The organism is Sporosarcina sp. P25, from assembly GCF_002743235.1.
In the GTDB taxonomy this organism is placed as follows: domain Bacteria; phylum Bacillota; class Bacilli; order Bacillales_A; family Planococcaceae; genus Sporosarcina; species Sporosarcina ureae_B.
In genome coordinates, this window is record NZ_PDYV01000004.1 from 72574 (window position 1) to 99168 (window position 26595).

General features: G+C 41.8%; 23 protein-coding genes and 1 other annotated feature. Of the genes, 21 read left to right on the forward strand and 2 right to left on the reverse strand.

Annotated features, from left to right (window positions below; translation table 11 throughout):
• Nucleotides 1-64 precede the first annotated feature (64 nt).
• The 3 genes from argF (at nucleotide 65) to CSV70_RS05195 (ending at nucleotide 3442) form a co-directional block, all read left to right on the forward strand.
• A complete protein-coding gene (argF, locus tag CSV70_RS05185) occupies nucleotides 65-1030 on the forward strand; it encodes an ornithine carbamoyltransferase (RefSeq protein ID WP_233191758.1) in 966 nt (321 codons plus the stop codon).
• Nucleotides 1031-1135: 105 nt separating this feature from the next.
• Nucleotides 1136-1594: a small multi-drug export protein gene (locus CSV70_RS05190; RefSeq protein ID WP_099628362.1), complete on the forward strand. Its 459-nt coding sequence runs from the start codon at nucleotides 1136-1138 to the stop codon at nucleotides 1592-1594.
• A 225-nt stretch (nucleotides 1595-1819) separates the two neighbouring features.
• Entirely contained in the window at nucleotides 1820-3442 is a 1623-nt protein-coding gene (locus CSV70_RS05195) for a long-chain fatty acid--CoA ligase (RefSeq protein WP_099626886.1), read from the forward strand.
• A 315-nt stretch (nucleotides 3443-3757) separates the two neighbouring features.
• Here the strand turns inward: CSV70_RS05195 and sspI are convergent, their stop codons facing one another.
• Nucleotides 3758-3973: a small acid-soluble spore protein SspI gene (sspI, locus tag CSV70_RS05200; protein ID WP_085131159.1), complete on the reverse strand. Its 216-nt coding sequence runs from the start codon at nucleotides 3971-3973 to the stop codon at nucleotides 3758-3760.
• A gap of 83 nt (nucleotides 3974-4056) precedes the next feature.
• On the opposite strand from sspI, the gene CSV70_RS05205 reads away from it, so the two are divergent.
• The 3 genes from CSV70_RS05205 (at nucleotide 4057) to pheT (ending at nucleotide 8656) form a co-directional block, all read left to right on the forward strand.
• Nucleotides 4057-4827, forward strand: a complete 771-nt coding sequence (locus tag CSV70_RS05205) for a TrmH family RNA methyltransferase (RefSeq protein WP_099628363.1) — start codon at nucleotides 4057-4059, stop codon at nucleotides 4825-4827.
• Between the two features lie 53 nt (nucleotides 4828-4880).
• Nucleotides 4881-5119 (forward strand) — a binding site (T-box leader).
• Between the two features lie 75 nt (nucleotides 5120-5194).
• A complete protein-coding gene (gene pheS / locus CSV70_RS05210; RefSeq protein WP_099628364.1) occupies nucleotides 5195-6232 on the forward strand; it encodes a phenylalanine--tRNA ligase subunit alpha in 1038 nt (345 codons plus the stop codon).
• A gap of 12 nt (nucleotides 6233-6244) precedes the next feature.
• Nucleotides 6245-8656: a phenylalanine--tRNA ligase subunit beta gene (gene pheT, locus CSV70_RS05215; protein WP_099626805.1), complete on the forward strand. Its 2412-nt coding sequence runs from the start codon at nucleotides 6245-6247 to the stop codon at nucleotides 8654-8656.
• A gap of 63 nt (nucleotides 8657-8719) precedes the next feature.
• Here pheT and rnhC read toward each other — a convergent pair whose 3' ends face one another.
• Nucleotides 8720-9649, reverse strand: coding sequence for a ribonuclease HIII (gene rnhC / locus CSV70_RS05220; protein WP_099628365.1), 930 nt, complete (start codon nucleotides 9647-9649; stop codon nucleotides 8720-8722).
• 173 nt (nucleotides 9650-9822) lie between these two features.
• Between rnhC and zapA the strand changes: the two genes are divergently transcribed.
• From zapA to sdhB, 15 genes are all read left to right on the forward strand, one after another.
• Nucleotides 9823-10083 carry a cell division protein ZapA gene (zapA, locus tag CSV70_RS05225; protein ID WP_085131154.1) on the forward strand — a complete coding sequence of 87 codons (261 nt, stop codon included), beginning with the start codon at nucleotides 9823-9825 and terminating at the stop codon, nucleotides 10081-10083.
• A 10-nt stretch (nucleotides 10084-10093) separates the two neighbouring features.
• Complete coding sequence (locus CSV70_RS05230) at nucleotides 10094-10633, forward strand: CvpA family protein (protein WP_085131153.1); 540 nt, start codon at nucleotides 10094-10096, stop codon at nucleotides 10631-10633.
• Nucleotides 10634-10719: 86 nt separating this feature from the next.
• Complete coding sequence (gene polX / locus CSV70_RS05235) at nucleotides 10720-12426, forward strand: DNA polymerase/3'-5' exonuclease PolX (RefSeq protein WP_099626807.1); 1707 nt, start codon at nucleotides 10720-10722, stop codon at nucleotides 12424-12426.
• 16 nt (nucleotides 12427-12442) lie between these two features.
• The gene (locus CSV70_RS05240) at nucleotides 12443-14800 is read left to right on the forward strand and encodes an endonuclease MutS2 (RefSeq protein WP_099626808.1); all 2358 of its coding nucleotides are present in this window, start codon (nucleotides 12443-12445) and stop codon (nucleotides 14798-14800) included.
• A gap of 63 nt (nucleotides 14801-14863) precedes the next feature.
• On the forward strand, nucleotides 14864-15277 hold the full coding sequence (locus tag CSV70_RS05245) for a DUF350 domain-containing protein (RefSeq protein ID WP_029052954.1): 414 nt from the start codon (nucleotides 14864-14866) through the stop codon (nucleotides 15275-15277).
• Between the two features lie 390 nt (nucleotides 15278-15667).
• Nucleotides 15668-17371, forward strand: coding sequence for an AMP-binding protein (locus CSV70_RS05250; protein ID WP_085131150.1), 1704 nt, complete (start codon nucleotides 15668-15670; stop codon nucleotides 17369-17371).
• A gap of 89 nt (nucleotides 17372-17460) precedes the next feature.
• A complete protein-coding gene (locus CSV70_RS05255; protein WP_085131149.1) occupies nucleotides 17461-18045 on the forward strand; it encodes a fatty acid metabolism transcriptional regulator FadR in 585 nt (194 codons plus the stop codon).
• Between the two features lie 26 nt (nucleotides 18046-18071).
• Complete coding sequence (locus CSV70_RS05260; RefSeq protein ID WP_099660912.1) at nucleotides 18072-18845, forward strand: enoyl-CoA hydratase; 774 nt, start codon at nucleotides 18072-18074, stop codon at nucleotides 18843-18845.
• Between the two features lie 24 nt (nucleotides 18846-18869).
• A complete protein-coding gene (locus tag CSV70_RS05265; protein ID WP_085131147.1) occupies nucleotides 18870-19643 on the forward strand; it encodes an electron transfer flavoprotein subunit beta/FixA family protein in 774 nt (257 codons plus the stop codon).
• Nucleotides 19644-19679: 36 nt separating this feature from the next.
• Entirely contained in the window at nucleotides 19680-20654 is a 975-nt protein-coding gene (locus tag CSV70_RS05270) for an electron transfer flavoprotein subunit alpha/FixB family protein (RefSeq protein WP_085131146.1), read from the forward strand.
• A gap of 85 nt (nucleotides 20655-20739) precedes the next feature.
• Nucleotides 20740-21054, forward strand: a complete 315-nt coding sequence (gene trxA, locus CSV70_RS05275) for a thioredoxin (RefSeq protein WP_085131145.1) — start codon at nucleotides 20740-20742, stop codon at nucleotides 21052-21054.
• A gap of 51 nt (nucleotides 21055-21105) precedes the next feature.
• Nucleotides 21106-22908, forward strand: a complete 1803-nt coding sequence (gene uvrC / locus CSV70_RS05280) for an excinuclease ABC subunit UvrC (RefSeq protein ID WP_099626809.1) — start codon at nucleotides 21106-21108, stop codon at nucleotides 22906-22908.
• Nucleotides 22909-23320: 412 nt separating this feature from the next.
• A complete protein-coding gene (locus CSV70_RS05285; RefSeq protein WP_085131143.1) occupies nucleotides 23321-23929 on the forward strand; it encodes a succinate dehydrogenase cytochrome b558 subunit in 609 nt (202 codons plus the stop codon).
• A gap of 48 nt (nucleotides 23930-23977) precedes the next feature.
• The gene (sdhA, locus tag CSV70_RS05290; protein WP_085131142.1) at nucleotides 23978-25732 is read left to right on the forward strand and encodes a succinate dehydrogenase flavoprotein subunit; all 1755 of its coding nucleotides are present in this window, start codon (nucleotides 23978-23980) and stop codon (nucleotides 25730-25732) included.
• Complete coding sequence (gene sdhB / locus CSV70_RS05295) at nucleotides 25729-26523, forward strand: succinate dehydrogenase iron-sulfur subunit (RefSeq protein ID WP_198166058.1); 795 nt, start codon at nucleotides 25729-25731, stop codon at nucleotides 26521-26523. The genes sdhA and sdhB overlap by 4 nt, the downstream gene beginning before the upstream one ends.
• Nucleotides 26524-26595 lie beyond the last annotated feature (72 nt).

Below are 26595 nucleotides of genomic sequence, written 5' to 3' on the forward strand. Positions count from 1 at the left end.
TTCATAAATATACAATTGTATACTAGTTTACACATACTTCAAATGGATGGTAGGGGATCAACAAATGGTAAAGACAAATCAAACAACTACAGGCATAGATAAGGATAGCTTAAAAGGACGCGACTTTTTAACACTGCTTGATTATTCTAGTGAGGAAATTGCATATCTCATACAACTAGCATATGACATGAAGCAAGATACATTGGCTGGTAAGACACCGGACATCTTGGCGGGTAAGACACTAGGCATGATATTTGAAAAGAACTCTACACGTACGCGTATTTCATTCGAAGTAGGCATGATCCAATTGGGCGGACATGGTTTGTTCATGAATGCACGGGATTTACAGATTGGACGTGGAGAATCTGTTTCAGATACTGGAAAAGTATTATCCGAGTTTCTAGATGGTGTCATGATCCGTGCGAAATCCCATAAAATGGTGGAAGAATTGGCAGAACATACTTCAGTCCCAATCATTAACGGATTAACAGATCTATTCCACCCGTGCCAGGCGATGGCGGATTTACTAACCATCAAAGAAGTTAAAGGCGATTTGAAAGGCTTGAAACTCTCCTATATTGGGGACGGAAACAACGTTGCGCATTCATTAGTAATTGCCGGTGCACATATGGGCATGCATGTTTCTGTCGCGACACCTAAAGGATATGAATACCACGCAGGATTGTTTGAAAAGGCGAAGAAAATTGCTGAGTCGAATGGCGGAAGCGTGACGTCGACGTACGATCCGATTGAGTCTTCCACTGATGCAGATGCAATTTATACGGATGTTTGGACTAGTATGGGGCAGGAAGAGGAAGCGGCGAAGCGTCTAGTAGACTTCAAAGACTTCCAGATCAATGATCAATTGGTTGGCCATGCGAAAAAAGATTATGTGTTCTTGCATTGTCTACCAGCACACCGTGAAGAAGAAGTGTCGACTTCCGTAATCGACGGGCATAACTCGTATGTATTCCAGCAAGCAGGAAACCGTCTGCATGCACAAAAAGCGATCCTCGCATCTTTACTATAATAAATCGATTAGCTGCTTTCCTGGTAATTCGGAAAGCAGTTTTTTTATGTTGTGCCATCTTTCATTTGATATACTGAATGGAATCCAAATAGGGGAGGAAAATAGTTGATTACGTATTTACTTGTATTTCTTGCGGGTGCAGCTCCGGGATTTGAAGTATTGGTGGCGGTTCCTTTGGGAATTCTACGGGGGATGTCTCCGCCAACTGCTATAGTGGTTGGTTTTGCAGGAAACGCTTTAACTATAGTACTTGAAATTATAGTTTTTCAGAAATTGAAAAACTGGTGGGAAAGCAAAAAGAAAACCGATGTAAAAACTCCGTCAAAGCGTACAGAGCGTGCGGAGAAAATTTGGAAACGCTTTGGTGTTCCAGGTCTAGCATTGCTCGGGCCAGTTCTGATTGGCTCCCATCTGGCAGCATTCCTAGCACTTGCCCTCGGTTCATCTAAATCACAAACAGCTTTTTGGTTACTGTTAAGCCTTGCTATTTGGTCGATCGTCTTCGGCACACTAACCGTTTTGGGTGTAGATGCCTTCTTTTGGACTCGTCAAAAAATAGGATAAGCGATATACTGCTGAATCGTGTAGACAGAATAGTTTGATAATGTGTATACTATATTCAGAAAGTAAAGATAGTACGTATTCATAGAGTGGTTTATTTGCGCATAGAGTACATCCTGAGAATCATTCCATCTGCGCATAGATTTCATTGAAATGAATAGGACATGCTTTGGAATATGCACGACGGATTGATAATTTCACTTCTAAACGAAAGAGGAGCGGATGGATATGATGCAAACACCACTGATTCTATCTACATTTATTACACGCGCAGAGCGATTTTTTCCAAACAAGATGGTTATTTCACGAACAGGAGAACAGCGTATACAGCGTTTTACGTATCGTGAATGGGCAAAGAGAACACGTAAACTATCGAATGCACTGACTCAGTTAGGAATGGAGCATGGAACGAAAGTTGGGACGTTCGCTTGGAATCATCACCGTCATCTAGAAGCGTATTTTGCGGTGCCTTGTACGGGTGCAATCCTGCATATGATCAACATCCGACTATCACCTGAACATATTATATATATTATCAATCACGCAGAAGATGAAATCTTGTTAGTAGACGCAGAATTTTTCCCTCATCTTGAAAAAATGGCACCCATGTTGAAAACGGTAAAACATTTTGTGGTCATGGGGGACAGTAAAGAAATCCCTGAGACTACACTAGAAAATGTGCATTCCTATGAAGCACTGTTAGAAAGTGCCTCAGATGAGTACGACTATCCACAAGATTTGGATGAAAATACACCAGCTGGTCTTTGCTACACATCAGCCACGACAGGACTACCAAAAGGAGTTATTTATACGCACCGGGGATTAGTTCTACAATGTTACGCACTTGGATTATCGGATGCAATGGGAGTGTGTGAACGAGATATTGCCATGTCCGTTGTACCGATGTTTCACGTCAACGCATGGGGAATTCCGTTCGCAAGTGTTTTCTACGGCACGACACAAGTCTTGCCGGGACCAGGATTTAATCCGACGGTACTCCTTGATCTAATTGAAAGTGAAAAAGTAACCCTTACTGCAGGCGTACCGACGATTTGGCTCGCTGTACTGAAAGAATTGGAACAAAATCCACGTGATATCTCTTCACTGCGTGCTATTGTGTGTGGTGGCTCTGCTTCACCAAAAGGCTTAATTCGTACTTATGAAGAGAAATACAAAGTTCCATTCATTGTCGGCTATGGCATGACGGAAACTTCCCCACTTGTCAGTTTATCTGTATTAACTTCTTCCATGGATAATTTGACAGTAGATGAGAGAATCGATATGCGTGCGTTACAAGGCTTGGTCATGCCGGGACTTGATATTCGTGTAGTCAATGAAGAAGGGGAAGTACCGTGGGACGGTCTGACGATGGGTGAGTTGACTGTCAGAGGCCCATGGATTGCAAGTGAATATTATAAAGATGAGCGTACAGAAGAAGCGTTTAAAGATGGTTGGCTTTATACAGGAGATATAGCGGTTATGACAGAGGATGGCTATTTGAAGTTGATGGATCGTACGAAGGACCTGATCAAGAGTGGCGGCGAATGGATTTCTTCTGTAGATTTGGAAAATGCTTTGATGTCACATGGCGACGTGTACGAGGCAGCGGTAATTGCGGTTCCGCACGAGAAGTGGATGGAGCGCCCGGTGGCTTGTGTAGTGTTGAATGAGAATGTGGCGGAGAGTGACGCGAAAGTGCAAGAGTTGAAAGATTCGCTAAAGGGGCAGTTTGCGAGTTGGTGGATTCCGGATGAGATTTTGTTTGTCAAGGAGATTCCTAAGACGTCTGTTGGGAAGTTTTTGAAGGCGGCTTTGCGTGATCAGTTGAAAGAGCGCTATACGAAGAAGTAAAAGACACGCGGGTGCACCGTTTCCCTGCATTCCAGGCGGACGCGTTCGGGAGGGCCCGCGGTTAGCCAACTAGGTCGCAAGTTCAAAGAAGTGCTCCTAACGCTTCGCTTTTACTCGCAAAAGCCGTCCTTCGTTACGGCTCTTGCTCCCTTTAGTTGTCTAACCTATCGGGCTGATCCTCCCCGAGTCGCCGCCTTACACTTCGGTCCACTAGCGCTTTTTCTGAAAAATGCGATGGTAAGAAAATATAGTTCAAAAGATAAACCCTTCACACTTTAATCAATGTGAAGGGTTTATCTTTTCTTTACTGGTCTTTTATTGTGCTTGGGCGAATGCTTGTGATAGTTCGTTAGTGATTTCTACTTTTTCTGTTTCGTCTGCCCGTTTCCATAGTTGCTCGAAAAACACACCCAATCCAGGTAATAGGTGTTCTTCGCCTCGTTGAATGGCATCGTCGATAACACCTCGTACGTCAGTGGAGCTATTGTTTGTCATGTTTGCTGAGATCGCATCGCGTATTTGGAAATTCATGTTCTTCAGCCTCCTTTATTCTCATCTTTTCCACAAAAGTCGCTAAATATACGTCGATTTGATACACTAAAAAGAAAAAAAGGATGTTCAGCCTCTTGAATAAACGAATTGAATCAACTCAAAACTCATTAGTGAAACATTGGAAGAAATTAGTTACGACTAGAAAGGAACGCGATCAAACAAAAGAGTTCCTTGTGGAAGGTTTTCATCTTGTCGAAGAAGCCATTAAACAGCCCGATTTGGTTATTCAATTACTTGTACGCGAAGATATTGAAATTCCGGCACATTGGACAGCGCCAATTATTGAATTGACAGCTGCAGTCGCTAAGGAAATTTCCGAAACAGAGCAGACACAAGGTGTTTTTGCCTATTGTCGACAACCCCACTACGCAGAAACAGATCAGTATCAGTGGAAGCGAGTGTTGTTAATTGATGCTGTACAGGATCCAGGAAATATGGGTACGATGATTCGTACTGCAGACGCAGCAGGTCTGGATGTGGTAATCTTAGGTAAAGGATGTGCAGATCCATTCAATCCGAAAACGGTTCGCTCCGCGCAAGGTTCTCATTTCCATATTCCTGTAGTACGTGAAGAGTTGTCCGTTTGGATAGATCGTTTGAAAAACCAACAAGTACCGATCATTGGCACCGGTTTGCAGCAAGCTGTTACCCTCAATGAATTGCAAGCACACACTTCATTTGCCCTACTTGTAGGAAATGAAGGCAGCGGTGTCGATAGCGAATTACTATCCCAGGCCGACCAGGTAGTGAAAATTCCGTTGTACGGTCAGGCGGAATCACTGAATGTGGCAGTTGCTACAGGTGTTTTGTTGTATACACTTCGTCAGCCATGACATCTCTATTGAAGGCGTAATCGATTTACGGTATACTAGAAGGCGAATCAAAGAAAATAGCAATGACCGGGAAAAGTAAATGGTGAGACACGTTTACCAGGGATTCCACACCTTGACTGAAAGTGTGGAAAACGATTCTCCATTGAAGTTCACCCCGCGAGCTGCGCGCTTGGACCAAACATGTAAAGGCGTGCCGGCATAGGACCGTTATTCCAATTCAAGTGATTTTGCATCGTTGTTTTTTGATGCAAACTAATCAGGGTGGTACCGCGAAATCGACCTCGTCCCTTTTATAGGGGCGAGTTTTTTGTTTTCCGGAAAGTTTCGTTAAATCCCCCCACGGAAATAGAGAGAGGAGCAAGTACAAATGAAAGAACAGTTGCATGAACTGAAAGAACAGGTAATGCTGAAAATTAAAGAATCTACTACTGTCAAAGAATTGAACGATGTGCGCGTAGCGTACCTCGGAAAAAAAGGTCCGATTACCGATCTGTTAAAAGGAATGGGTAAACTACCTGCTGAAGAACGTCCCAAGATGGGGGCGCTCGTCAACGAAATCCGTGAAAGTGTAACAGGAATTCTTGAAGAACGAAAAGAAACACTTGAACAGCAAGCGATCCAAGAACAATTGGAAAATGAATCGATTGATGTGACATTGCCAGGCCGTCCAATAGAACTTGGCAATCATCATCCGATAACACGAGTAGTAGAGGAAATTGAAGACTTTTTCATTAGTATGGGCTACGAGATCGCAGAAGGTCCCGAAGTAGAAAAGGATTATTACAACTTTGAAGCGTTGAACTTGCCAAAAGGTCATCCGGCACGTGATATGCAAGATTCCTTCTATATTACAGAAGACATTTTATTGCGCACACACACTTCTCCTGTCCAAGCGCGTACGATGGAAGCGAAAGATGGGGCTGAAATCAAAATCATTTGTCCGGGTAAAGTATGCCGCCGAGATTCAGATGATGCGACGCACTCTCATCAATTCACACAGATTGAAGGACTTGTTGTGGGCGAAAACATCCGCATGAGTGACTTGAAAGGCACACTGGATTTATTGGCAAAGAAATTATTCGGTGCTGAGCGTGAAATCCGTTTGCGTCCAAGCTTCTTCCCATTCACTGAGCCTTCAGTTGAAATGGATATTTCTTGTTTTAAGTGTGGCGGAACAGGTTGTAACGTTTGTAAGAAAACAGGCTGGATCGAAATTTTAGGAGCGGGTATGGTTCATCCAAACGTTTTAGAAATGGCCGGCTATAACCCAGAAGAAGTTACAGGATTTGCATTCGGTATGGGAGCGGAAAGAATTGCGATGTTAAAATACGGAGTGGAAGATATTCGTCAATTCTATACAAATGATATTCGGTTTATATCACAATTTCACCGGTCAGAGGCATAAGGAGGAATATGGATGTTAGTATCAACAAATTGGTTAAGTAATTACGTAGATTGGAACGAACTGTCCATAGAAGAACTGGCAGAAAAAATCACTCGTTCCGGAATAGAAGTAGACGGCATCATCGATCGCTCTTTCGGTATGGATCATATTGTCATTGGACACGTGAGTAGTTGTGTAAAGCATCCTGAGGCGGATAAATTACATATTTGTCAAGTCGATGTAGGTGGAGAGATTTCACAAATTATTTGTGGAGCTTCAAATATCGCAGAAGGACAAAATGTTATTGTCGCACGACCAGGAGCTGTCTTGCCTGGTGGAATGAAAATCAAGAAAGCGAAACTTCGTGGTGAAGAGTCTAACGGTATGATCTGTTCACTACAAGAACTCGGTATAGAAGGAAAGTTGGTTCCTAAAGCGTATGCAGAAGGAATCTATGTGTTACCGAATGATGTCCGTGCTGGAGATAGCGCATTGACGCATCTTGGATTGTACGATCGTATTTTGGAATTGGATTTAACGCCAAATCGTTCTGATGCATTAAGTATGCTCGGCGTTGCGTACGAAGTAGGGGCGATTTTATCGAAAGATATTAAATTGCCGGAAATTACGTATTCGGAATCTGCTGAGAAAGCTCAAGACGTTTTGAAGATTTCTGTAGAAGCAGCAGAAGACAATCCCATGTATGTGGCAAAAGTAGTGAAGAACGTCAAAGTTGCAGAATCACCTCAGTGGTTGCAAAACACGTTGATGTCTGCGGGTATCCGACCGCATAATAACGTAGTGGATATCACGAACTACGTATTGATGGAATATGGTCAGCCTCTTCACGCATTTGACTATGATCGTCTTGAAACAAAAGAGATTGTCGTGCGTCATGCTCATGAAGGCGAAAAAATCGTAACACTTGATCAAGTAGAGCGCACATTGAATGATCAGCAACTAGTCATAACGAATGGCAAAGAGCCAGTTGCACTTGCAGGTGTAATGGGCGGCGCTAATTCAGAAGTGTATGAAGGTACGACAACAGTTGTCATCGAGTCCGCGTATTTTGCACCAAGTTCTGTTCGTCAAACTTCTAAAGAAGTCGGCTTACGCAGTGATGCAAGCACACGCTTTGAAAAAGGTGTGGATCCGAATCGTGTAGCAGAAGCAGCAGAGCGAGCGGCACAATTGATGGCTGACCTTGCAGGTGGAGAAGTTCTTGAAGGATCTGTTACGTTCGACGAACTCGACAAAACATCCGAGAAAATTATTCTTTCACCGGACTATGTAAATAATCGTCTAGGTATGAAGATAGCTATGGATGAAATGAAAACGATTATGGATCGTTTACAAATCCCGACAGAATTAATCAATGGGCAACTCGTAATGGATATTCCGACACGACGTCAAGATTTGAAAATCAAAGAAGACATGATTGAAGAAATCGCGCGTCTCTATGGTTACGACGAAATTCCAAAAACATTACCCATCGTAGAAAGTACACCAGGCGGTTTGACTCCTTATCAGGCGAAGCGTCGTATTGTCCGTAGATACCTTGAAGCGGCAGGTCTATCGCAAGCTTTGACGTATTCATTGGCTTCACCGAAAGATGCGCAAGCTTTCGCGCTAGAGACAGCTCCTGTAACGAAATTGCTTATGCCGATGAGTGAAGAGCGCAGCGTTCTACGTCAAAGCATCATTCCACACCTTCTCGATGCGACAACGTATAACGTGGCTCGTCGAAATGAATCGATTGCACTTTATGAAACAGGATCTGTTTTCCTTGGTTTAGAAGAAGATGGTTTGCCGAAAGAAGTCGAACACGTTGCAGCCGTATTGACTGGCAAATGGGTTCATCATGCATGGCAAGGTGAAACGAAAAAAGTCGACTTCTTCGTCATGAAGGGAATTGTGGAGGGATTGTTTGAGCAGTTAGGTTTGCTAGAACGACTACAATTCACAAAAGCGACAGTAGATCAAATGCACCCAGGTCGTACAGCGACAGTATGGTTGGACGATCAGTCAGTGGGTATCATCGGTCAAGTACACCCAACCATTCAAAAACAGCGTGACTTACAGGACACATATGTCATGGAAATGAACTTGCAGGCTATTATGCAAACTGCAACGGAAGAGCTTTTGTATGAAGCTGTTCCGCGCTACCCTTCCATCTCTCGTGATATTGCCTTAGTAGTGGACCGAGACACATCTGCAGCAAACTTGGAGAAAATTATCCAGCAAGCAGGCGGCAAATTACTGAAAAAAATTCAGTTGTTTGATTTGTACGAAGGGAAGAACGTAGAAGAAGGAACAAAATCCGTTGCGTTCTCTCTGACATACTTCGATCCTGAGCGTACGTTAACGGATGAAGACGTAGTACAGGCGCATAGTAAAGTATTGGACGCGTTAACTGTACAAGCGAACGCACAACTCCGATCATAATAAATAAGCAGGCTATCTATCAGTTTTCTGACAGGTAGCCTGCTTTATTTAATTGCAGTCCTATTATTTTTTATAAGCGAGTTTCAATGCTTTTTGTGTATTGGCGAAATGTACTTTTGTGATGGTGTGTAGAAATGGCTCTCCTTTTTTACGGATGATTTGACAAGCTATTTGATCCACTTTAGGTCCAGCACCTTTTGGTAATGTCACACCAGCTTGACTGCTTAATTGATCCATTGCTTCAAGGAATGCAACCCGTGCCAGAATAGAAGCAGTGGCTACCGATACGTGGAGATTTTCTGCTTTTGTCGAAAACAGCACTTTGTCTTGGATAATACTAGATTCATCCTTTAGATAATTATAATAGACACGTCGATCCGCAAACTGGTCAATGAGAATGTGTTCCGGTAAGACAGGACTCATTTTATCCAGTACTTCCTGAAGCGCTTGATTATGAAGAATAGCCTTGATCTTACCTTGCGACCATCCTCTGCTCTGAATCTCATTATATTTCATGTTATCAAGCGTCAGCACAGAGTATGTTACAACTCGTTTCAGATCATCTGCGATTTGCTGCATATACGCATCTGTAAGTTGTTTGGAATCCTTTACTCCTAGTTCCTTTACCAATTCAATCTGGTCACTACTGACAAAACAGGCGGCTACTGTGATAGGACCGAAGAAATCCCCAGTCCCTGTCTCATCAGAGCCGAGAACGGATAGCGATGCGAAATTTGCAGGTAATGTGTCACCTTTTGCTCCAGATGGTGTCACTTTCGTTACAGTTCCTAGAGTTCCCCAACGTGCAGCCTCTCTGTCTGCACCTGCACCTTGAAACAACACTTTACCAGACCGGTAAGCAGTAATAGACGTATCCGCAATCTTAGCTGCGAAAATGACACCTGGTGCATTACGAGTGACTTTATTTGTTTCATAGAAGCGAAGTACTTCCAGCATTTCTTTTTCAGACAGGACAATGACCTGATTACTCATTTATTTACCCACTCCTTGAAATGATCTATTTCTCAGTATACCTGAAACAAGAGTTTCTAATGAAAGAAAATGTCTGAAATTCGAACCTCATGTCAATATGAGGCATAATTGATTCACAAGTAATTGATTTTCATGGTATGATTATGAGAGGGTTTTTAGGGGAGGGCATAAAAATGGCGGACACTAAAAGGGCAAGAGTGACAGTTGAAATCTACGGACAAACATATACAGTTGTTGGTACGGAACCATCTTCACATGTGCGTTATGTGGCCTCGCTCGTTGATGAAAAAATGCGCGAAATTAGTAAGCATAATCGACATCTCGACAGCAAAAGGATTGCTGTTCTGACGGCGGTAAATAATGTGCATGAATTTCTAAAATTACAAGAGAGAGTAAAAGAATTAGAAGATGAAGTGAAAAAACTGAAGGGTTGAGGAGCGAAACATGATAGATTTACTCATTATTTTACTGCTTGTAGGCGGCTTGATTGCGGGTTTTAGACGCGGATTCATCGTACAGCTCATCCATATGTTAGGATTGATTGTATCGGTAATCGTGGCGTATAAGTTCTACAAGCCATTTGCAGAAAAATTAATATTATGGATACCATATCCGGGGGCAACTGCAGTTGATACACTTAGCTGGACGTTCGAAAACTTGGATATGGATATGACGTTTTATCGTTTGATCGCATTTATTTTAATTTTTATCGGAATGAAGCTGATTTTGCAATTCGTTGGTTCTATGTTGGATTTTATCAAGCATATTCCGATTCTTGGTTTCGGCGCACGTCTAATTGGGGCTGGACTGGGCTTTATTGAATTCTACGTCATCATCTTTTTCTTATTATCTTTACTTGCGATGCTTCCTGCTGAAGTCATTCAAAACTCATTAAGTCATTCATTGCTGGCAAAAGCAATATTCGAACATACACCAATTATTTCCTCGGCAATAAGAAATTGGTGGTTCGTTTATCTAGGCTAACGCTTGTAAATAATGTACTGTACATATGAACCAAAAGCTTCCCGAACGCGTGGAAGCTTTTTTAAAAGAGTGGGGAGGACACTAACTTGAATAAAAAGACGATCATTCGTACATTTGAAAAAATTGCATTATATATGGAGTTACTAGGAGAAAACCATTTTAAGGTAGCTGCGTTCAGGAAAGCCGCTTCGATTCTGGAATTGGACACAAGAAGTCTCGCTGAGATGGATGATATCTTGTCGTTGAAGGGAATTGGTAAAGGAACCGGTGCGGTCATTACGGATTTAATGGAAAAAGGAACTTCAGATGTCTTGATGGAGCTTGAAGAGAAGGTTCCAAAAGGTTTGATTCCTCTCTTGAATATACCTGGATTAGGCGGAAAGAAAATAGCCAAATTACGGGAAGCGTTGAACATCGATTCGATTGAATCACTTCAAGCAGCTTGTGAAAGACAAGAGGTAAGCAAAATTCCGGGATTCGGTAAAAAGACAGAAGAAAACTTATTGCGTGAAATGGAAATACTCGCAAATCGTTCGGGCAAGACACCGATTTGGCAAGTGGCGAAAATCGTGGATATCGTTCAGGCTGAACTACAGTTGATTGATGAAATTCAGAAGTTTCAAGTAGCGGGCAGTTATCGTAGGCGCGAAGAAGAAAGTTCGGATGTGGACTGGATTCTCGTAACGAACAAACCGCAAATTGTTCGTGAAAAAATCTTAGCGGCGTTACCAATAGAAAAAGTGATCGCAGCAGGCGATGCTAAACTATCGATTTCGCTTGATACAGAACACCCAATCGATGCAGATTTTCGTTTTGTCACTGAAGACCAATTCGCGACAGCACTTCATCACTTTACTGGCTCTGCCGCGCATAATATACGGATGCGCCAGTTGGCTAAAAACCGTAAACAGAAAATTAGTGAATACGGTGTAGAAGATGAATCAGGCCATGTACAGACATTTTCTAGTGAAAAAGAATTCTTTGCTCATTTTGATTTGCCATTTATTCCACCAAGTATCCGCAAGGACGGTACGGAACTCGATCGGGCAAGTGAGATTTCTAAACTTGTCACGCCTGAACTGATTCGTTCCGATCTTCATATGCATACTACTTGGTCAGATGGCGGGCATTCAATAGAAGAGATGGTGGAAGCTTGTCGTGCAAAAGGCTATTCACATCTGGTCATCACCGATCATTCGCAGTATTTAAAAGTGGCAAATGGTTTAACACCTGAGCGTCTATTACAGCAAATTGAAGAAATACGTGAAGTGAACGCGAAGTATGATGACATTGAAGTATTCTGTGGAACCGAGATGGATATTCTACCGGATGGAAAATTAGATTTTGAAGATGAGATTCTAGAGCAACTTGACTTTGTCATTGCATCCATTCACTCTAGTTTCAATCAACCACAGGAGCAGATTATGGAGCGCCTACATGCTGCATGTAAAAATCCACACGTGCACATGATTGCCCACCCGACAGGCCGTATTATTGGTCAACGTGAAGGATATAATCCAGACATCGAGCAACTCATCAAATGGGCGAGCGAATACGGCAAAATACTTGAAGTGAACGCAAGTCCATATCGTTTGGATTTGCGCACAGAACATGTAATCCAAGCTATGAAAGCTGGTGTCAATATTGCGATCAATACAGATGCGCACGCGACAGAACAACTTGATATTATGCCGATTGGCGTGGAATATGCACAAAAAGCTTGGCTTCCTGCTGAGCAGGTAATCAACACATGGCCACTTGAAACATTTATTGAGAAAGTGATTCGTAAATGAAAGGGAGTGTAAGACATTGGAAAAGCGTGTCTTAAAAACACTTGAATTTGATAAAATCATTCAACAAGTAGCGGCACAATGTACGTCCATTGTGGGCCGTGCACATATAGAGCAATTAGTACCTTCAAAAAGTCTGGAAGATGTCAATCGGTTACTTGAGGAAACAGATGAAGGTTTGGCGCTTCTACGAATCCGTGGGAATGTCCCGATGGGTGGAATCCATGATATACGATCCCATGCGAAACGAGCGCAAATTGGTGGAATGTTAAGCGCAATGGAACTGGTGGAAATTGCAGATACTATCCGTGCCAGCAGAATTCTTCGTCAGTTTTTAGAAGCTGTTGCAACTGAAGGCGAGATTTCTATTCCTCATTTAATCGCCCGTAAAGAAGCGATGCCGGTCTTGACAGCAATCGAACATGAAATTAATGCAGCAATCGATGATAATGGTCGAGTGATGGACAGTGCATCATCCGCGTTACGTTCGATTCGTCAGAGCTTACGTATCCAAGAAAGCCGTGTGCGTGAACGTCTTGAAAGTTATACTAAAGGGAAGAACGCATCGAAAATGCTTTCTGACGCAATCGTAACGATGCGTAATGATCGTTATTGTATTCCCGTTAAAGCGGAATATCGTTCTCACTATGGCGGTGTTATTCACGATATGTCTTCATCTGGCCAAACATTATTCATCGAACCGGATGCAGTCGTTCAGGCAAATAACGAGATTCGTGAACTGAAAGTTAAAGAGCAGGAAGAAGTCGAAAAGATTTTGCTTGCCTTGTCTGCAAGTGTTCAAGAAATTGCTCATGAGTTATTCACATTAGTACAGCTATTGGCAGAAGTTGATGTCATTTTAGCGAAAGCGAAATACGGTACTGCCAATAAATGTACGAAACCAGCCGTTAACGCGGATGGCTATATGCGTCTCTCTAAAGCGCGTCACCCACTCCTACCTATTAATGAAGCGGTAGCGAATACGATTGAATTTGGTACAGACGTTACGACGATTGTGATCACTGGTCCAAATACAGGTGGGAAGACCGTTACGCTAAAAACAGTGGGACTTTGCACGTTGATGGCACAATCAGGTCTGCCTATTCCAGTACTTGACGGTTCTGAAATTGCTGTCTTTGATTCGATTTATGCAGATATCGGGGATGAGCAATCGATTGAACAGAGCTTGAGTACATTTTCTTCCCATATGGTCAACATCGTGAATATATTGAAGAAGTTCGATGATCGCTCTCTATTATTATTCGATGAATTAGGCTCAGGGACGGATCCTCAAGAAGGTGCTGCTCTTGCCATATCCATTCTGGATGAAGTGCATGGTACTGGCGCACGTGTAATGGCAACGACTCATTATCCAGAATTAAAAGCGTATAGCTTTAACCGGGCGGGTGTGACCAATGCGAGTGTTGAATTCGACATTGATACGTTGAGTCCTACCTATCGTTTACTAATCGGTGTACCGGGACGAAGTAATGCGTTTGAAATTTCTAAACGATTAGGTTTACAAAGTCATGTAATAGATCGTGCAAAGAGTTTCACCGGAGAAAATCGTGGAGAAGTAGATTCTATGATCGCTTCTCTTGAAACGAGCCGTGTACAATCCGAAAAAGATGCTGAACGAACACATGACGTACTTTTGGAAACAGAGAAGCTGAAAAAAGAATTACACGATAAACTCCAAGAATTCGAAGAGCAAAAAGACCGTTTAACAGAAGCAGCCAAAGAGAAAGCAAAAAAAATCGTGGATCAGGCAAAGACAGAATCCGAAGCGGTTATTTCAGACTTACGTGCTTTACGAATGAATGCCGGAGCTAGTGTCAAAGAGCATGAGCTAATAGAAGCCCGAAAGCGTTTGGAAGGCGCGGCACCTGAAGAAAAGAAAAAGAAAACCATTAAAGCACAAGCGGGACCTCGTCCATTACAAATAGGGGACGAAGTAAAAGTACTCGCATACGGACAAAAGGGAACTCTTGTTGAGAAGGTTTCAGATAAAGAATGGATCGTTCAAATTGGTATTTTGAAGATGAAATTACAGGAGTCTGGACTGCAATATACGAAGCCTGAGAAAGAAAAGAAACATGTCACAGTCTCAGCAGTAAAAGGTCGTTCTGAGCATGTGAAAATGGAGCTCGATTTACGTGGTGAACGATATGAAGATGCTCTAGTACGCACTGAGAAGTATATTGATGACGCGTTATTGTCCAACTACCATCAAGTGAACATTATTCACGGTAAAGGAACGGGGGCACTTCGACAAGGTGTTCAACAATACTTGAAAAAACATTCACGCGTGAAATCCTATCGCTTTGGTGAAGCAAGCGAAGGCGGAAGTGGCGTTACTGTAGTAGAATTAAAATAAATGAAACCTTTCAGCTGCTTGGATCGTATGACAAGCAAGAGAACATAAAGAAGGTGTAGCGTTATGAATCATACGGGATTTTGGAGTCATCCATTGGTTGAGACGGCCGGGTATTTCAGTGTCGTTACACTGTGCTTGATCGTGTCGATGGTGCTATTTGAAATTGTAACAAAATATAAAAACTGGGAAGAGATTCGTAAAGGAAACTTGTCAGTGGCGATGGCGACAGGCGGAAAGATATTTGGTGTCGCAAATATTTTCCGCTATTCAATCGAGCAGCACAACAGTTTGCCGCAGATGATGGGCTGGGGCTTATTCGGTTTCGTGCTTCTTGTCTTTGCCTACTTGCTGTTCGAATTCCTGACACCGAAGTTTAAAGTGGACGAGGAGATTCAAGCGGACAACCGCTCCGTCGGCTTCATCTCACTCTGCATTTCGGTAGGTCTGTCATTCGTCATCGGCGCCAGTATTTCATAGGAGACCGCATATTATGGAAAGATTAATTAAGATATTATTAGTAGTCTGTGTACTCTTCGTCCTTGTCGGAGTATACTGGCTTGTCACCAACACACCTTGACCTCGGTCTTGGTGTGTTTTTTACATTTAAAACGTAAAAGATCAAAACTAAACGGAGGATTGTTTAGTGTTTACGAGGGGATTGAAGCACAAATTGCCTCCCCGCTTCGCATGGCCAGCTTCTCAAACTCTTAAAAATGTATAATAGTCATTACACTCACATAGACTAAGAGGCATTTATACAGATAAATAAAGCGCTTTCATATTTATCTTGTAAACTAATTAGTTTATCGATATACTAATGAACAAGGAATATTCAAACTACTATATTAGTGTAAAGGAGTTGTAAAGATGACAAAGAAACCTTGGCTTGCTGCATATCCAAAAGAAATCCCGACTACTTTAGCTTATGAAAATATTCCATTGCAAGACTATCTAACGAGGTCGGGCAAAAAATATTCAAACAACACAGCGATGCATTTTATGGGGAAAGACATCACGTTTAAAGAATTTCACGAGTCCGCCTTAAAATTTGCGACCTATTTACAAAAGTTAGGGATCGTAAAAGGTGATCGCGTTGCCATTATGCTACCGAACTGTCCGCAAAGCGCTATCGCGTACTTTGGAATTCTCTATGCAGGTGCAATTGTGGTTCAGACAAATCCATTATATACAGAGCGCGAATTGCACTACCAACTTTCTGATTCGGGTGCAAAAGTGATTATATCACTTGATATTTTGTTCCCCCGTGTCACGAAAGCCATGGACGGAACTGCGCTTGAAAATATTATTATTACGGGGATCAAAGATTATCTCCCATTCCCAAAAAATCTAGTCTATCCATTCATTCAGAAAAAAGAACATAAGTTGATGGTGAAAGTGGAGCATCGTGGTATGCATCATGTATATACAGAAATAATGAAAACGACAAAACCCGATCCAATTCATGTAGCTTATGAAAATGGTGATATTGCATTATTGCAGTATACCGGAGGAACTACAGGACCGCCAAAAGGTGTAGAACTGACACATTCCAATTTAATTAGCAATACTGAAATGTGCAGTGCATGGTTATACAAAACGGCTGATGGCGAAGAAACGATTATGGGCATTCTACCGTTTTTCCATGTTTATGGTATGACGACAGTTTTAATTTTTGCTGTAATGAAAGGTCATAAAATGGTCTTGATACCTAAATTTGATTTCAAGACGGCATTGAAAGATATTGATAAACAAAAACCTACATTATTCCCGGGAGCACCAACGATCTATATTGGGCTATTGAATCATCCTGATTTGGAAAAATATGATCTATCTTCTATTAAAGCTTGTATTAGTGGATCTGCTGCATTACCAATTGAAGTGAAAGAAAAGTTTGAAGCGGTAACCGGTGGAAAGCTTGTAGAAGGATATGGCTTAACTGAGACATCTCCAGTCGCTATGGCTAACTTTGTGTGGGATGGATTGGAAAAGCGTGGCTCTATTGGAGTTCCATGGCCTGATACAGATGGATGTGTACTTGGCCCAAGTTCATCAGAACCGTTGCCGGTAGGAGAAATTGGGGAGATTGCGATAAAAGGACCTCAAGTAATGAAAGGTTATTGGAATAGACCTGATGACACACAGGAATCATTCCGTGAAGGATGGTTTTTGACAGGAGATCTAGGGTATATGGATGAGGACGGCTACTTCTATGTTGTCGATCGTAAAAAAGATATGATTATTGCAAGCGGGTTCAATGTCTATCCACGTGAGATCGAAGAAGTCCTGTATGAGCACCCAGCTATTCAAGAATGTATCGTAGCAGGTGTACCGGATCCATATCGTGGTGAAACAGTTAAAGCGTATATTGTCTTAAAAGAAGGATATTCCGTAACAGAAAAAGAATTAGATACGTATTGCAGAAAACAACTTGCTGCATTTAAAGTTCCAAAGCATTATGACTTCCGAGAAGATCTTCCTAAAACGGCGGTAGGTAAAATACTGCGCAGAACATTAGTGGAAGAAGAACGAAAGAAATTAACGGAAGTTCAAAATTCATTAAAAAGTTCGTAATTAAATGCTTGACTATAACCCAAAAGAATATTAACATGAAGATATGAATGAATCATCATTCATATTTTCTTTTTGGTGGTGAATCATTAATGAAGCGAACAAAACCTAAATATAGACAAATTGTAGATGCTGCAGTGATTGTTATTGCAGAGAATGGGTACCACCAAGCACAAGTCTCGAAAATAGCTAAAGAAGCTGGAGTCGCGGATGGAACCATTTATTTGTACTTTAAAAATAAAGAAGACATTCTAATATCCGTATTCAGAGACAAATTGGCGATTTTTGTAGAAAATATTAAAGAAATATTAAAAAAAGATCTTCCGATCGCAGAAAAATTGCAATTGGTTGTAGAAAACCATTTTAGAATACTAGAAGAAGATCATCATTTAGCGATCGTCACACAATTGGAACTCAGACAGTCAAATAAAGATCTGCGACTTCAAATCAATAATGTGTTGAAAGAATATACGGTTTTGTTGGATATTTTGCTGGAAGAAGGGGTAGAGAAAGGAGAGTTGTCTCCTGAGCTTGACCTTAGACTAGCGAGGCAGATGCTATTTGGCACTATGGACGAGACGATTACCTCTTGGGTGATGAACGAACAGAAGTTTAATTTGGTCAACTTAGCACCTAAAGTTACCGATATGCTATTGCATGGCTATGAACAAAAGTAAGCATTGTATTAGAGGAGAGATAGTAGATGACATTGATTAACTTGGAGAAAGACGGTCATGTCGCATTAGCGAAAATTGACCATCCGCCAGCGAATGCACTATCTTCAAAATTGATTGAGGAAGTGGATCAGTTGTTAACCAGCCTAGAGCATGACGATGAAGTTCGCGTTGTTGTTCTATATGGTGAAGGTCGATTCTTCTCAGCGGGTGCGGACATCAAAGAATTCACAACGATGGACACAGGAGCAGCGTTCTCGAAGCTTTCTAGTAAAGGACAAGAAGTTTTCGAGCGTTTAGAAAACTTCCCTAAAACTGTAATCGCTTCCATTCATGGAGCGGCACTTGGAGGTGGTTTAGAGCTTGCTATGGCTTGCCACATTCGTTTAGTTACGAAGAGTGCGAAATTAGGCTTGCCTGAATTGCAATTAGGTCTTATTCCTGGGTTTGCAGGTACGCAACGTTTGCCGCGTTTGGTTGGTGTAGCGAAGGCAGCAGAAATCATGTTGACGAGTGATCCAATCTCAGGTGAAGATGCAGTACAATGGGGACTTGCCAATCATGCATATGCAGATGAAGAACTATCGGCTGAAACATTAAAGATGGCAAAGAAAATTGCTCAAAAGAGTCCGATTGCCGTGAAACATGCATTGCGTATGCTTTCCTACTCAAAAGATCAGTCCTTCTATGAAGGTGTCGAAGAAGAAGCCAAGTCATTTGGAGAAGTGTTCGTATCCGAAGATGCTAAGGAAGGTATTCAAGCATTTATTGAAAAGCGTCAACCTACATTTACTGGGAAGTAATTATCAAAAAGGGAGGTTCTATTAATGAACATTTATGCATTAGTAAAAAGAACATTTGATACGGAAGAAAAGATTTCAATCTCAAACGGTGCCATTGCTGAAGATGGCGCAGAATTCATCATCAATCCATACGATGAGTACGCAGTGGAAGAAGCTATTAAACTACGTGACGAACACGGTGGGGAAGTAACTGTATTATCAATCGGTAACGAAGATTCCGAGAAACAATTGCGAACAGCATTGGCAATGGGTGCAGATAAAGCGGTACTCATCAATATTGAAGACGACATTGATGAGATAGACGAACACACTTCCGCAAGAGTCATTGCAGATTACCTAAAAGATAAAGATGCTGATCTAATTTTGGCAGGTAACGTAGCAATCGATGGCGGTTCAGGACAAGTGGGACCCCGTGTTGCAGAATTACTAGGCATTAACTATGTTACGACAATTACAGAATTAACGATCGACGGAACGAACGCAACGGTTGTGCGGGACGTAGAAGGGGATTCAGAAACGATTGAAACATCCCTACCGCTTCTGGTGACAGCACAACAAGGACTGAACGAACCACGCTATCCATCTTTGCCTGGTATTATGAAAGCGAAGAAAAAGCCACTTGAAGACCTAGAGTTCGATGATTTGGACCTAGAGGAAGATGACGTGGAAGCGAAGACGGAAACGAAGGAAGTCTTCTTACCACCCGAGAAAGCAGCAGGGCGTGTACTTGAAGGAGAGCCAGCAGATCAAGCAGCTGAACTTATAAAATTATTGCGTAACGAAGCGAAAGTAATTTAATTCATATAGAGAACCGTAATTAGGAGGGACTACATTATGTCAAAGAAAATGTTGGTTTTAGGTGAAGCACGTGATGGAGAACTACGCAACGTATCATTTGAAACAATTGCAGCAGCTAAGAATATTTCAGACGGCGGAGAAGTTGTCGCTGTTCTTATAGGGGATCAAGTTCAGTCACTTGGCGAAGAAATGATTCATTATGGAGCGGATCGTGTAGTAGCGGTTGAGCACCCGCATTTGAAGCACTACACACCAGACGGTTTTGGTCAGGCATTCCTAGCAGTTTACGAAGATGAATCTCCTGATGGTGTGGTATTTGGACACACAGCAATGGGTAAAGATCTATCACCGAAAATTGCAAGTAAACTTGGAACGGGATTAATTTCAGATGTTACAAAAATCGAAGGAGAAGGCGACGACGCAGAGTTCATCCGCCCGATCTATTCTGGTAAAGCATTTGAAAAAGTGGAAATCAAAGAAGGTTTGCAATTTATCACCATCCGTCCGAACAACATCGAGCCATTAGCACATGATGCAAGCCGCTCAGGTGACGTAACAGCGAAAACTGTCGAAATTACGAATCTTCGTTCTGTTATCAAAGACGTAGTACGTAAATCAACTGAAGGCGTGGATCTATCTGAAGCGAAAGTAATCGTAGCGGGCGGCCGTGGCGTCAAAGGACCTGAAGGATTTGAGCCTTTAAAAGAATTAGCAAATCTTCTAGGTGGTGCAGTCGGTGCTTCGCGTGGAGCGTGTGATGCAGATTACTGCGACTATTCACTACAAATTGGTCAAACGGGTAAAGTAGTAACACCAGATTTGTATATTGCAGCTGGAATTTCTGGGGCGATCCAGCACGTAGCAGGTATGTCCAACTCGAAAGTCATCGTGGCAATTAACAAAGATCCAGAAGCGAACATCTTTAAAATTGCAGACTACGGTATCGTAGGTGACATCTTCGAAATCATTCCAATCATGATCGAAGAAATTAAAAAGATCAAAGTAAGCTAATAAAGTGATACAGGCATTTTTTTAGCTCCTTCTATACCTCCATGATATAATACGAATATAGTTAAAGACTAAGGAGGAAATTAGAATGGCGATTATCAATGCAACCGATTCGAACTTTGCTGAAAATGTAAAAGAAGGCGTAGTACTAGTAGACTTTTGGGCACCTTGGTGTGGACCATGTAAAATGATCGCTCCTGTACTTGAAGAACTTTCAGGAGAACTTGAAGGAAAAGCGAACATTGTAAAAGTAAACGTGGATGATAACCAAGAAACTGCTAGCCAGTTTGGTATCATGTCGATCCCAACACTTCTTCTGTTTAAAGACGGAGAAGTAGCTGAGAAAGTAGTAGGCTTCCAACCGAAAGAAGCACTTGCACAACTAATCGAAAAACACGCATAAATACAAGAGACCGGGCCGCAGAGCAGCCCGGTCTTTTAGTAGGTGAAAATAATGAATGAAATCATTGAACATAAACTTTCGATCCTCCCCGAATTGCCGGGTTGTTATTTGATGAAGGATCGTCAAGGTACTGTCATTTATGTAGGGAAAGCAAAAGTGTTAAAAAACCGTGTGCGTAGCTATTTCACGGGTTCCCATGATGGCAAGACACAGCGATTGGTCGGAGAAATAGAGGATTTTGAATATATAGTTACCAATTCTGAAATTGAGGCATTAATTTTGGAATTGAACATGATAAAGAAGTACGATCCAAAGTACAACATCATGCTAAAAGATGACAAAACATATCCTTACTTGAAAATCACTAACGAACGTCATCCGAAGTTAATTATCACGCGTAAAGTCAATAAGAAGTCAGGCAAGTATTTTGGACCTTATCCAAATGCTACGGCCGCGCATGAAACAAAAAAATTACTGGATCGCTTATATCCATACCGCAAATGTCAAAGTATTCCTACACGCGCGTGTTTGTATTATCATATCGGTCAATGTCTTGCACCTTGTATTAAAGAGGTACCTGCCGATGCTTATACTGAAATGATTGCAGACATTACACGATTCCTAAATGGCGGCTATAAAGAAGTCAAAAAGGAACTTCAGCAAAAAATGAATACAGCAGCGGAAGAATTAGAATTTGAACGTGCGAAAGAATATCGCGATCAAATTACTAACATTGAAACCGTTATGGAAAAGCAGAATATGAATGCGAATGATTTTACAGATCGTGATATTTTTGGCTATGCAGTGGATAAAGGCTGGATGTGTGTGCAAGTATTCTTCGTCAGACAAGGTAAGATGATAGAACGGGATGTCTCTATTTTTCCGGCCTATCAAGATCCGCAAGATGAATTACTAACATATCTCGGCCGTTTCTATGGAGAAGCCCAACATTTATTGCCGAAAGAAGTACTTCTACCGGAAACTGTTGATGTTACATTAGCAGATCAATTACTCGATACGAATGTGTTGATCCCACAACGTGGAAAGAAAAAAGAACTTGTCAAACTCGCTGCCAAGAATGCATCCATTGCATTGAATGCTAAATTCCAAATAATTGAACGCCAAGAAGAACGTACAATTGGTGCATGTGAAGAGCTTGGAGAAGCGATGAATATCAGTACGCCTCTTCGCATCGAAGCTTTCGATAACTCGCATACACATGGCGTGGAACCGGTATCCGCGATGATATCATTTGTAGATGGAAGACCAAATAGAAAAGATTACAGGAAATATAAAACTAAAACTGCTGCAGCGCATGATGATTATGGTGCGATGCGTGAAGTGGTTAGACGACGCTATACACGTGTCTTAAAAGATCAGTTGCCTTTACCTGATTTAATTGTCATTGATGGTGGGAAAGGACAGATGGAAATCGCTCGGGAAGTGTTGGAAGATGAACTGGGTCTTTCCATTCCAATAGCTGGACTAGCAAAAGATGATAAACATAATACAGCGCAGTTGTTGTACGGTCATCCGCCGGAGGTTGTTCCGTTAAAGAAAACGAGTGAAGCTTTTTACTTGTTACAACGCGTCCAAGATGAAGTCCATCGATTTGCTATTACGTTCCATAGACAGCGGCGGGGGGCATCTTCACTGACTTCTTCACTCGATGGAATTGAAGGAGTTGGACCAAAACGTAAACAGCAATTACTGAAACATTTTAAAACAGTGAAAGCCATACGCGAAGCAACATCTGAACAATTAAAAGAAGCAGGGATGCCACAGAAAGTAGCTGAAGAGCTATTCGCTCATTTCCAGCAACCTGAGAAGTCTGAAAAGCCCTTGATTGAATAAAAATCAAGGGGCTTTCATTAGTGTTTAGTGATCAGATTATTGATAGAGGTTTGAGTTTCGGTATACTTTATTTGAATAATCAGTTATTTTTTTCAAAGACTTATATTTTGTAAATAAATGCGTTATGTAATGCGAACAAAACAAATGATAATCTTTCTAACCCTTATTCGTATGGGCTTCAAACTATGTCAAGTGTTGTCAGATCATAGGAGAAAGTGAAGTGTTATTCGACGTTTTTGGAAAAATCATAATCTACTATGAAAAGTTCACAGCGTCTTGACCTGTCCAATACAGAGGAGTACAATATACATGTTATCATATTGTACCACGAAGAGAGATACTGGCGAATGCGAACTAGATAGAGAACCGCATCACTACAGTATAATCTCAGAAATAAGGGAGGGTAAAAGACTTGTCGAAAGAAACAGATTTTTTCTTACGCCGTCTACATTCGTTGCTTGGTGTAATTCCAGTTGGACTTTTTGTTGCCCAACACTTAGTAATTAACCATTTTGCAACGCGCGGTGAGGAAGCATTCAACACAGCATCTAATTTTATGGGGAACTTGCCGTTTGTACTTTTCTTGGAATGGTTTATTATTTACATTCCACTCATGTTCCACGCTTTTTACGGAGTGTACATAGCTTTCTCAGCGAAATACAATGTGGGCCATTACAGTACTTTCCGTAACTGGATGTTCACACTCCAACGTTTTACGGGTGTATTCCTCGTCATCTTCATTGCATGGCACGTATACGAAACTCGTATTCAAAAAGCGCTTGGAACTGAAGTAGACTTCAACATGATGGTCGATATTTTATCGAATCCACTTATGCTTGTATTCTATATCGTAGGTGTTGTATCTGCTACTTTCCATTTAGCAAACGGATTATGGTCTTTCTGTGTTACTTGGGGAATTGCACAATCACCAAGATCACAAAAAATCGTATCTTACATCACAATCGTTATATTCTTAATACTTTCTGTAATTGGAATTCAAGCACTTCTAGCTTTTGTGTAAATAACTAATAACTAATGAAATTACGTATAATTGAGGAGTGACACAATAATGGCAAAAGGCAGATTGATTGTCGTCGGTGGAGGACTAGCTGGACTAATGGCTACCATCAAATCAGCAGAAGCTGGTGTACCGGTTGACTTGTTCTCGCTAGTACCAGTAAAACGTTCCCACTCCGTATGTGCCCAAGGCGGCATTAACGGTGCTGTAAATACGAAAGGTGAAGGCGATTCCGTCGACATTCACTTTGATGATACAGTTTACGGTGGAGACTTCCTAGCGAATCAAAAACCAGTACAAGCAATGACGGCAGCAGCTCCTGGAATCATCCACTTATTGGACCGTATGGGTGTTATGTTTAACCGCACGCCAGAAGGTCTTTTGGATTTCCGTCGTTTCGGTGGTACACTTCACCACCGTACAGCATATGCAGGTGCAACAACTGGACAACAGTTACTTTATGCTCTTGACGAACAAGTGCGTTCTCACGAGGTAGCAGGATTAGTTCAAAAATATGAGCACTGGGAATTCCTTGGAATCATTAAAGATGAAGAGGGTACGTGCCGTGGGATCAAAGCCCAAAACATGAAGACAATGGAAATCCAAGCATTCAAAGCGGATGCTGTCATCATGGCAACAGGCGGCCCTGGTATTATCTTTGGTAAGTCTACAAACTCTGTGATCAACACAGGTTCTGCAGCTTCTATCGTATACCAGCAAGGTGCAAAATATGCAAACGGCGAATTCATCCAAATTCACCCAACAGCGATTCCTGGAGATGACAAGCTTCGTCTAATGAGTGAATCTGCACGCGGTGAAGGTGGACGAGTTTGGACATATAAAGATGGGAAGCCCTGGTACTTCTTGGAAGAAAAATATCCGGACTATGGTAACTTAGTTCCACGGGATATCGCAACACGTGAAATTTTTGACGTATGTGTAAACCAAAAACTAGGTATCAACGGTGAAAACATGGTGTACTTGGATCTATCCCACAAGGATCCTAAAGAACTAGACATTAAACTTGGTGGAATCATCGAGATTTATGAAAAGTTCACAGGAGACGATCCGCGTAAATTGCCGATGAAAATCTTCCCGGCTGTTCACTACTCAATGGGTGGACTATGGGTTGACGATCACCAGCAGACAAGCATTCCCGGCCTATTCGCAGCAGGCGAATGTGATTACTCACAGCACGGTGCAAACCGTCTAGGTGCTAACTCGTTACTATCTGCTATCTATGGTGGAATGGTCGCAGGACCAAACGCTATCGATTACATGAAGCATCTGAAGCGTACAGCTGATGAACTTCCTGGCACAATCTTCGAAGATGCAGTGAAAGAAGAGCAACAGAAATGGGAAGACACTCTTAAGATGGACGGTACAGAGAATGCGTACGTTCTTCACAGAGAGCTTGGCGAGTGGATGACAGACAACGTAACGGTTGTTCGTTTCAATGATAAATTGAAGCAGACAGACGAGAAAATTGTCGAGTTACTTGAGCGTTATGAAAACATTAATATTACGGATACACAGCAATGGTCTAACCAAGGAGCTATGTTCACACGTCAGTTGAAAAACATGCTATATCTAGCACGTGTAATCACTTTAGGTGCATTGAATCGTGATGAGAGTCGTGGCGCGCACTATAAGCCAGACTTCCCGAATCGTGACGATGAGAACTTCTTGAAAACAACAATTGCGGAATTTGATGGAGTCTCTGCACCAATTATTTCATATGAAGATGTAGATACATCTATCATTCCTCCACGTATCCGCGATTACTCAGCGAAGAAAGGAGATTGACAAAAGTGAGCGAACAACAAACAGCAACTGCTACAAAAACTGTCGTGTTTGACATTCATCGTCAAGATACTGCCACTTCAAGCCCTTATGTTGAAAGATTTGAAGTTCCATATCGTCCGAATATGAACGTAATTTCGGCTTTAATGGAAATCAGACGTAACCCAGTAAATGCTAAAGGTGAAAAAACGACTCCTATTAACTGGGATATGAACTGTTTGGAAGAAGTATGTGGTGCATGTTCAATGGTTATTAATGGTCGCCCTCGTCAGTCATGTACTGCGCTGGTTGATCAGTTAACACAACCTATAAAACTTGAGCCTATGCGTACATTCCCAGTCGTTCGTGACTTGGTTGTTGACCGTGAATTCATGTTCGATTCGTTAAAGCGTATCAAAGCATGGGTTCCGATCGATGGTACGTATGATCTTGGTGAAGGTCCTCGTATGCCTGAACGTAAGCGTCAATGGGCATATGAATTGTCTAAATGTATGACTTGCGGAGTATGTCTGGAAGCTTGTCCGAACGTCAACGACAAGACGAACTTCATGGGTCCTGCATTAATGTCACAAGTACGCCTTTTCAACGCACATCCGACAGGCGCAATGAACAAAGATGAGCGTTTGGCTACTGTTATGGGAGACGGAGGAATCACTGAGTGCGGTAACTCACAAAACTGTGTAGTTGCTTGTCCTAAAGGAATTCCATTGACGACTTCTATCGGTGCAATTGGTAGAGCGACAACGATCCAAATGTTCAAGAACTTCTTCGGAAGTGACCATCAAGTAGATTAATTTCTACAAACCAAACTGTCCAAGAAGTCTATGACTTCTGGACAGTTTTTTGGCGTTTACAGCTTGTCGACT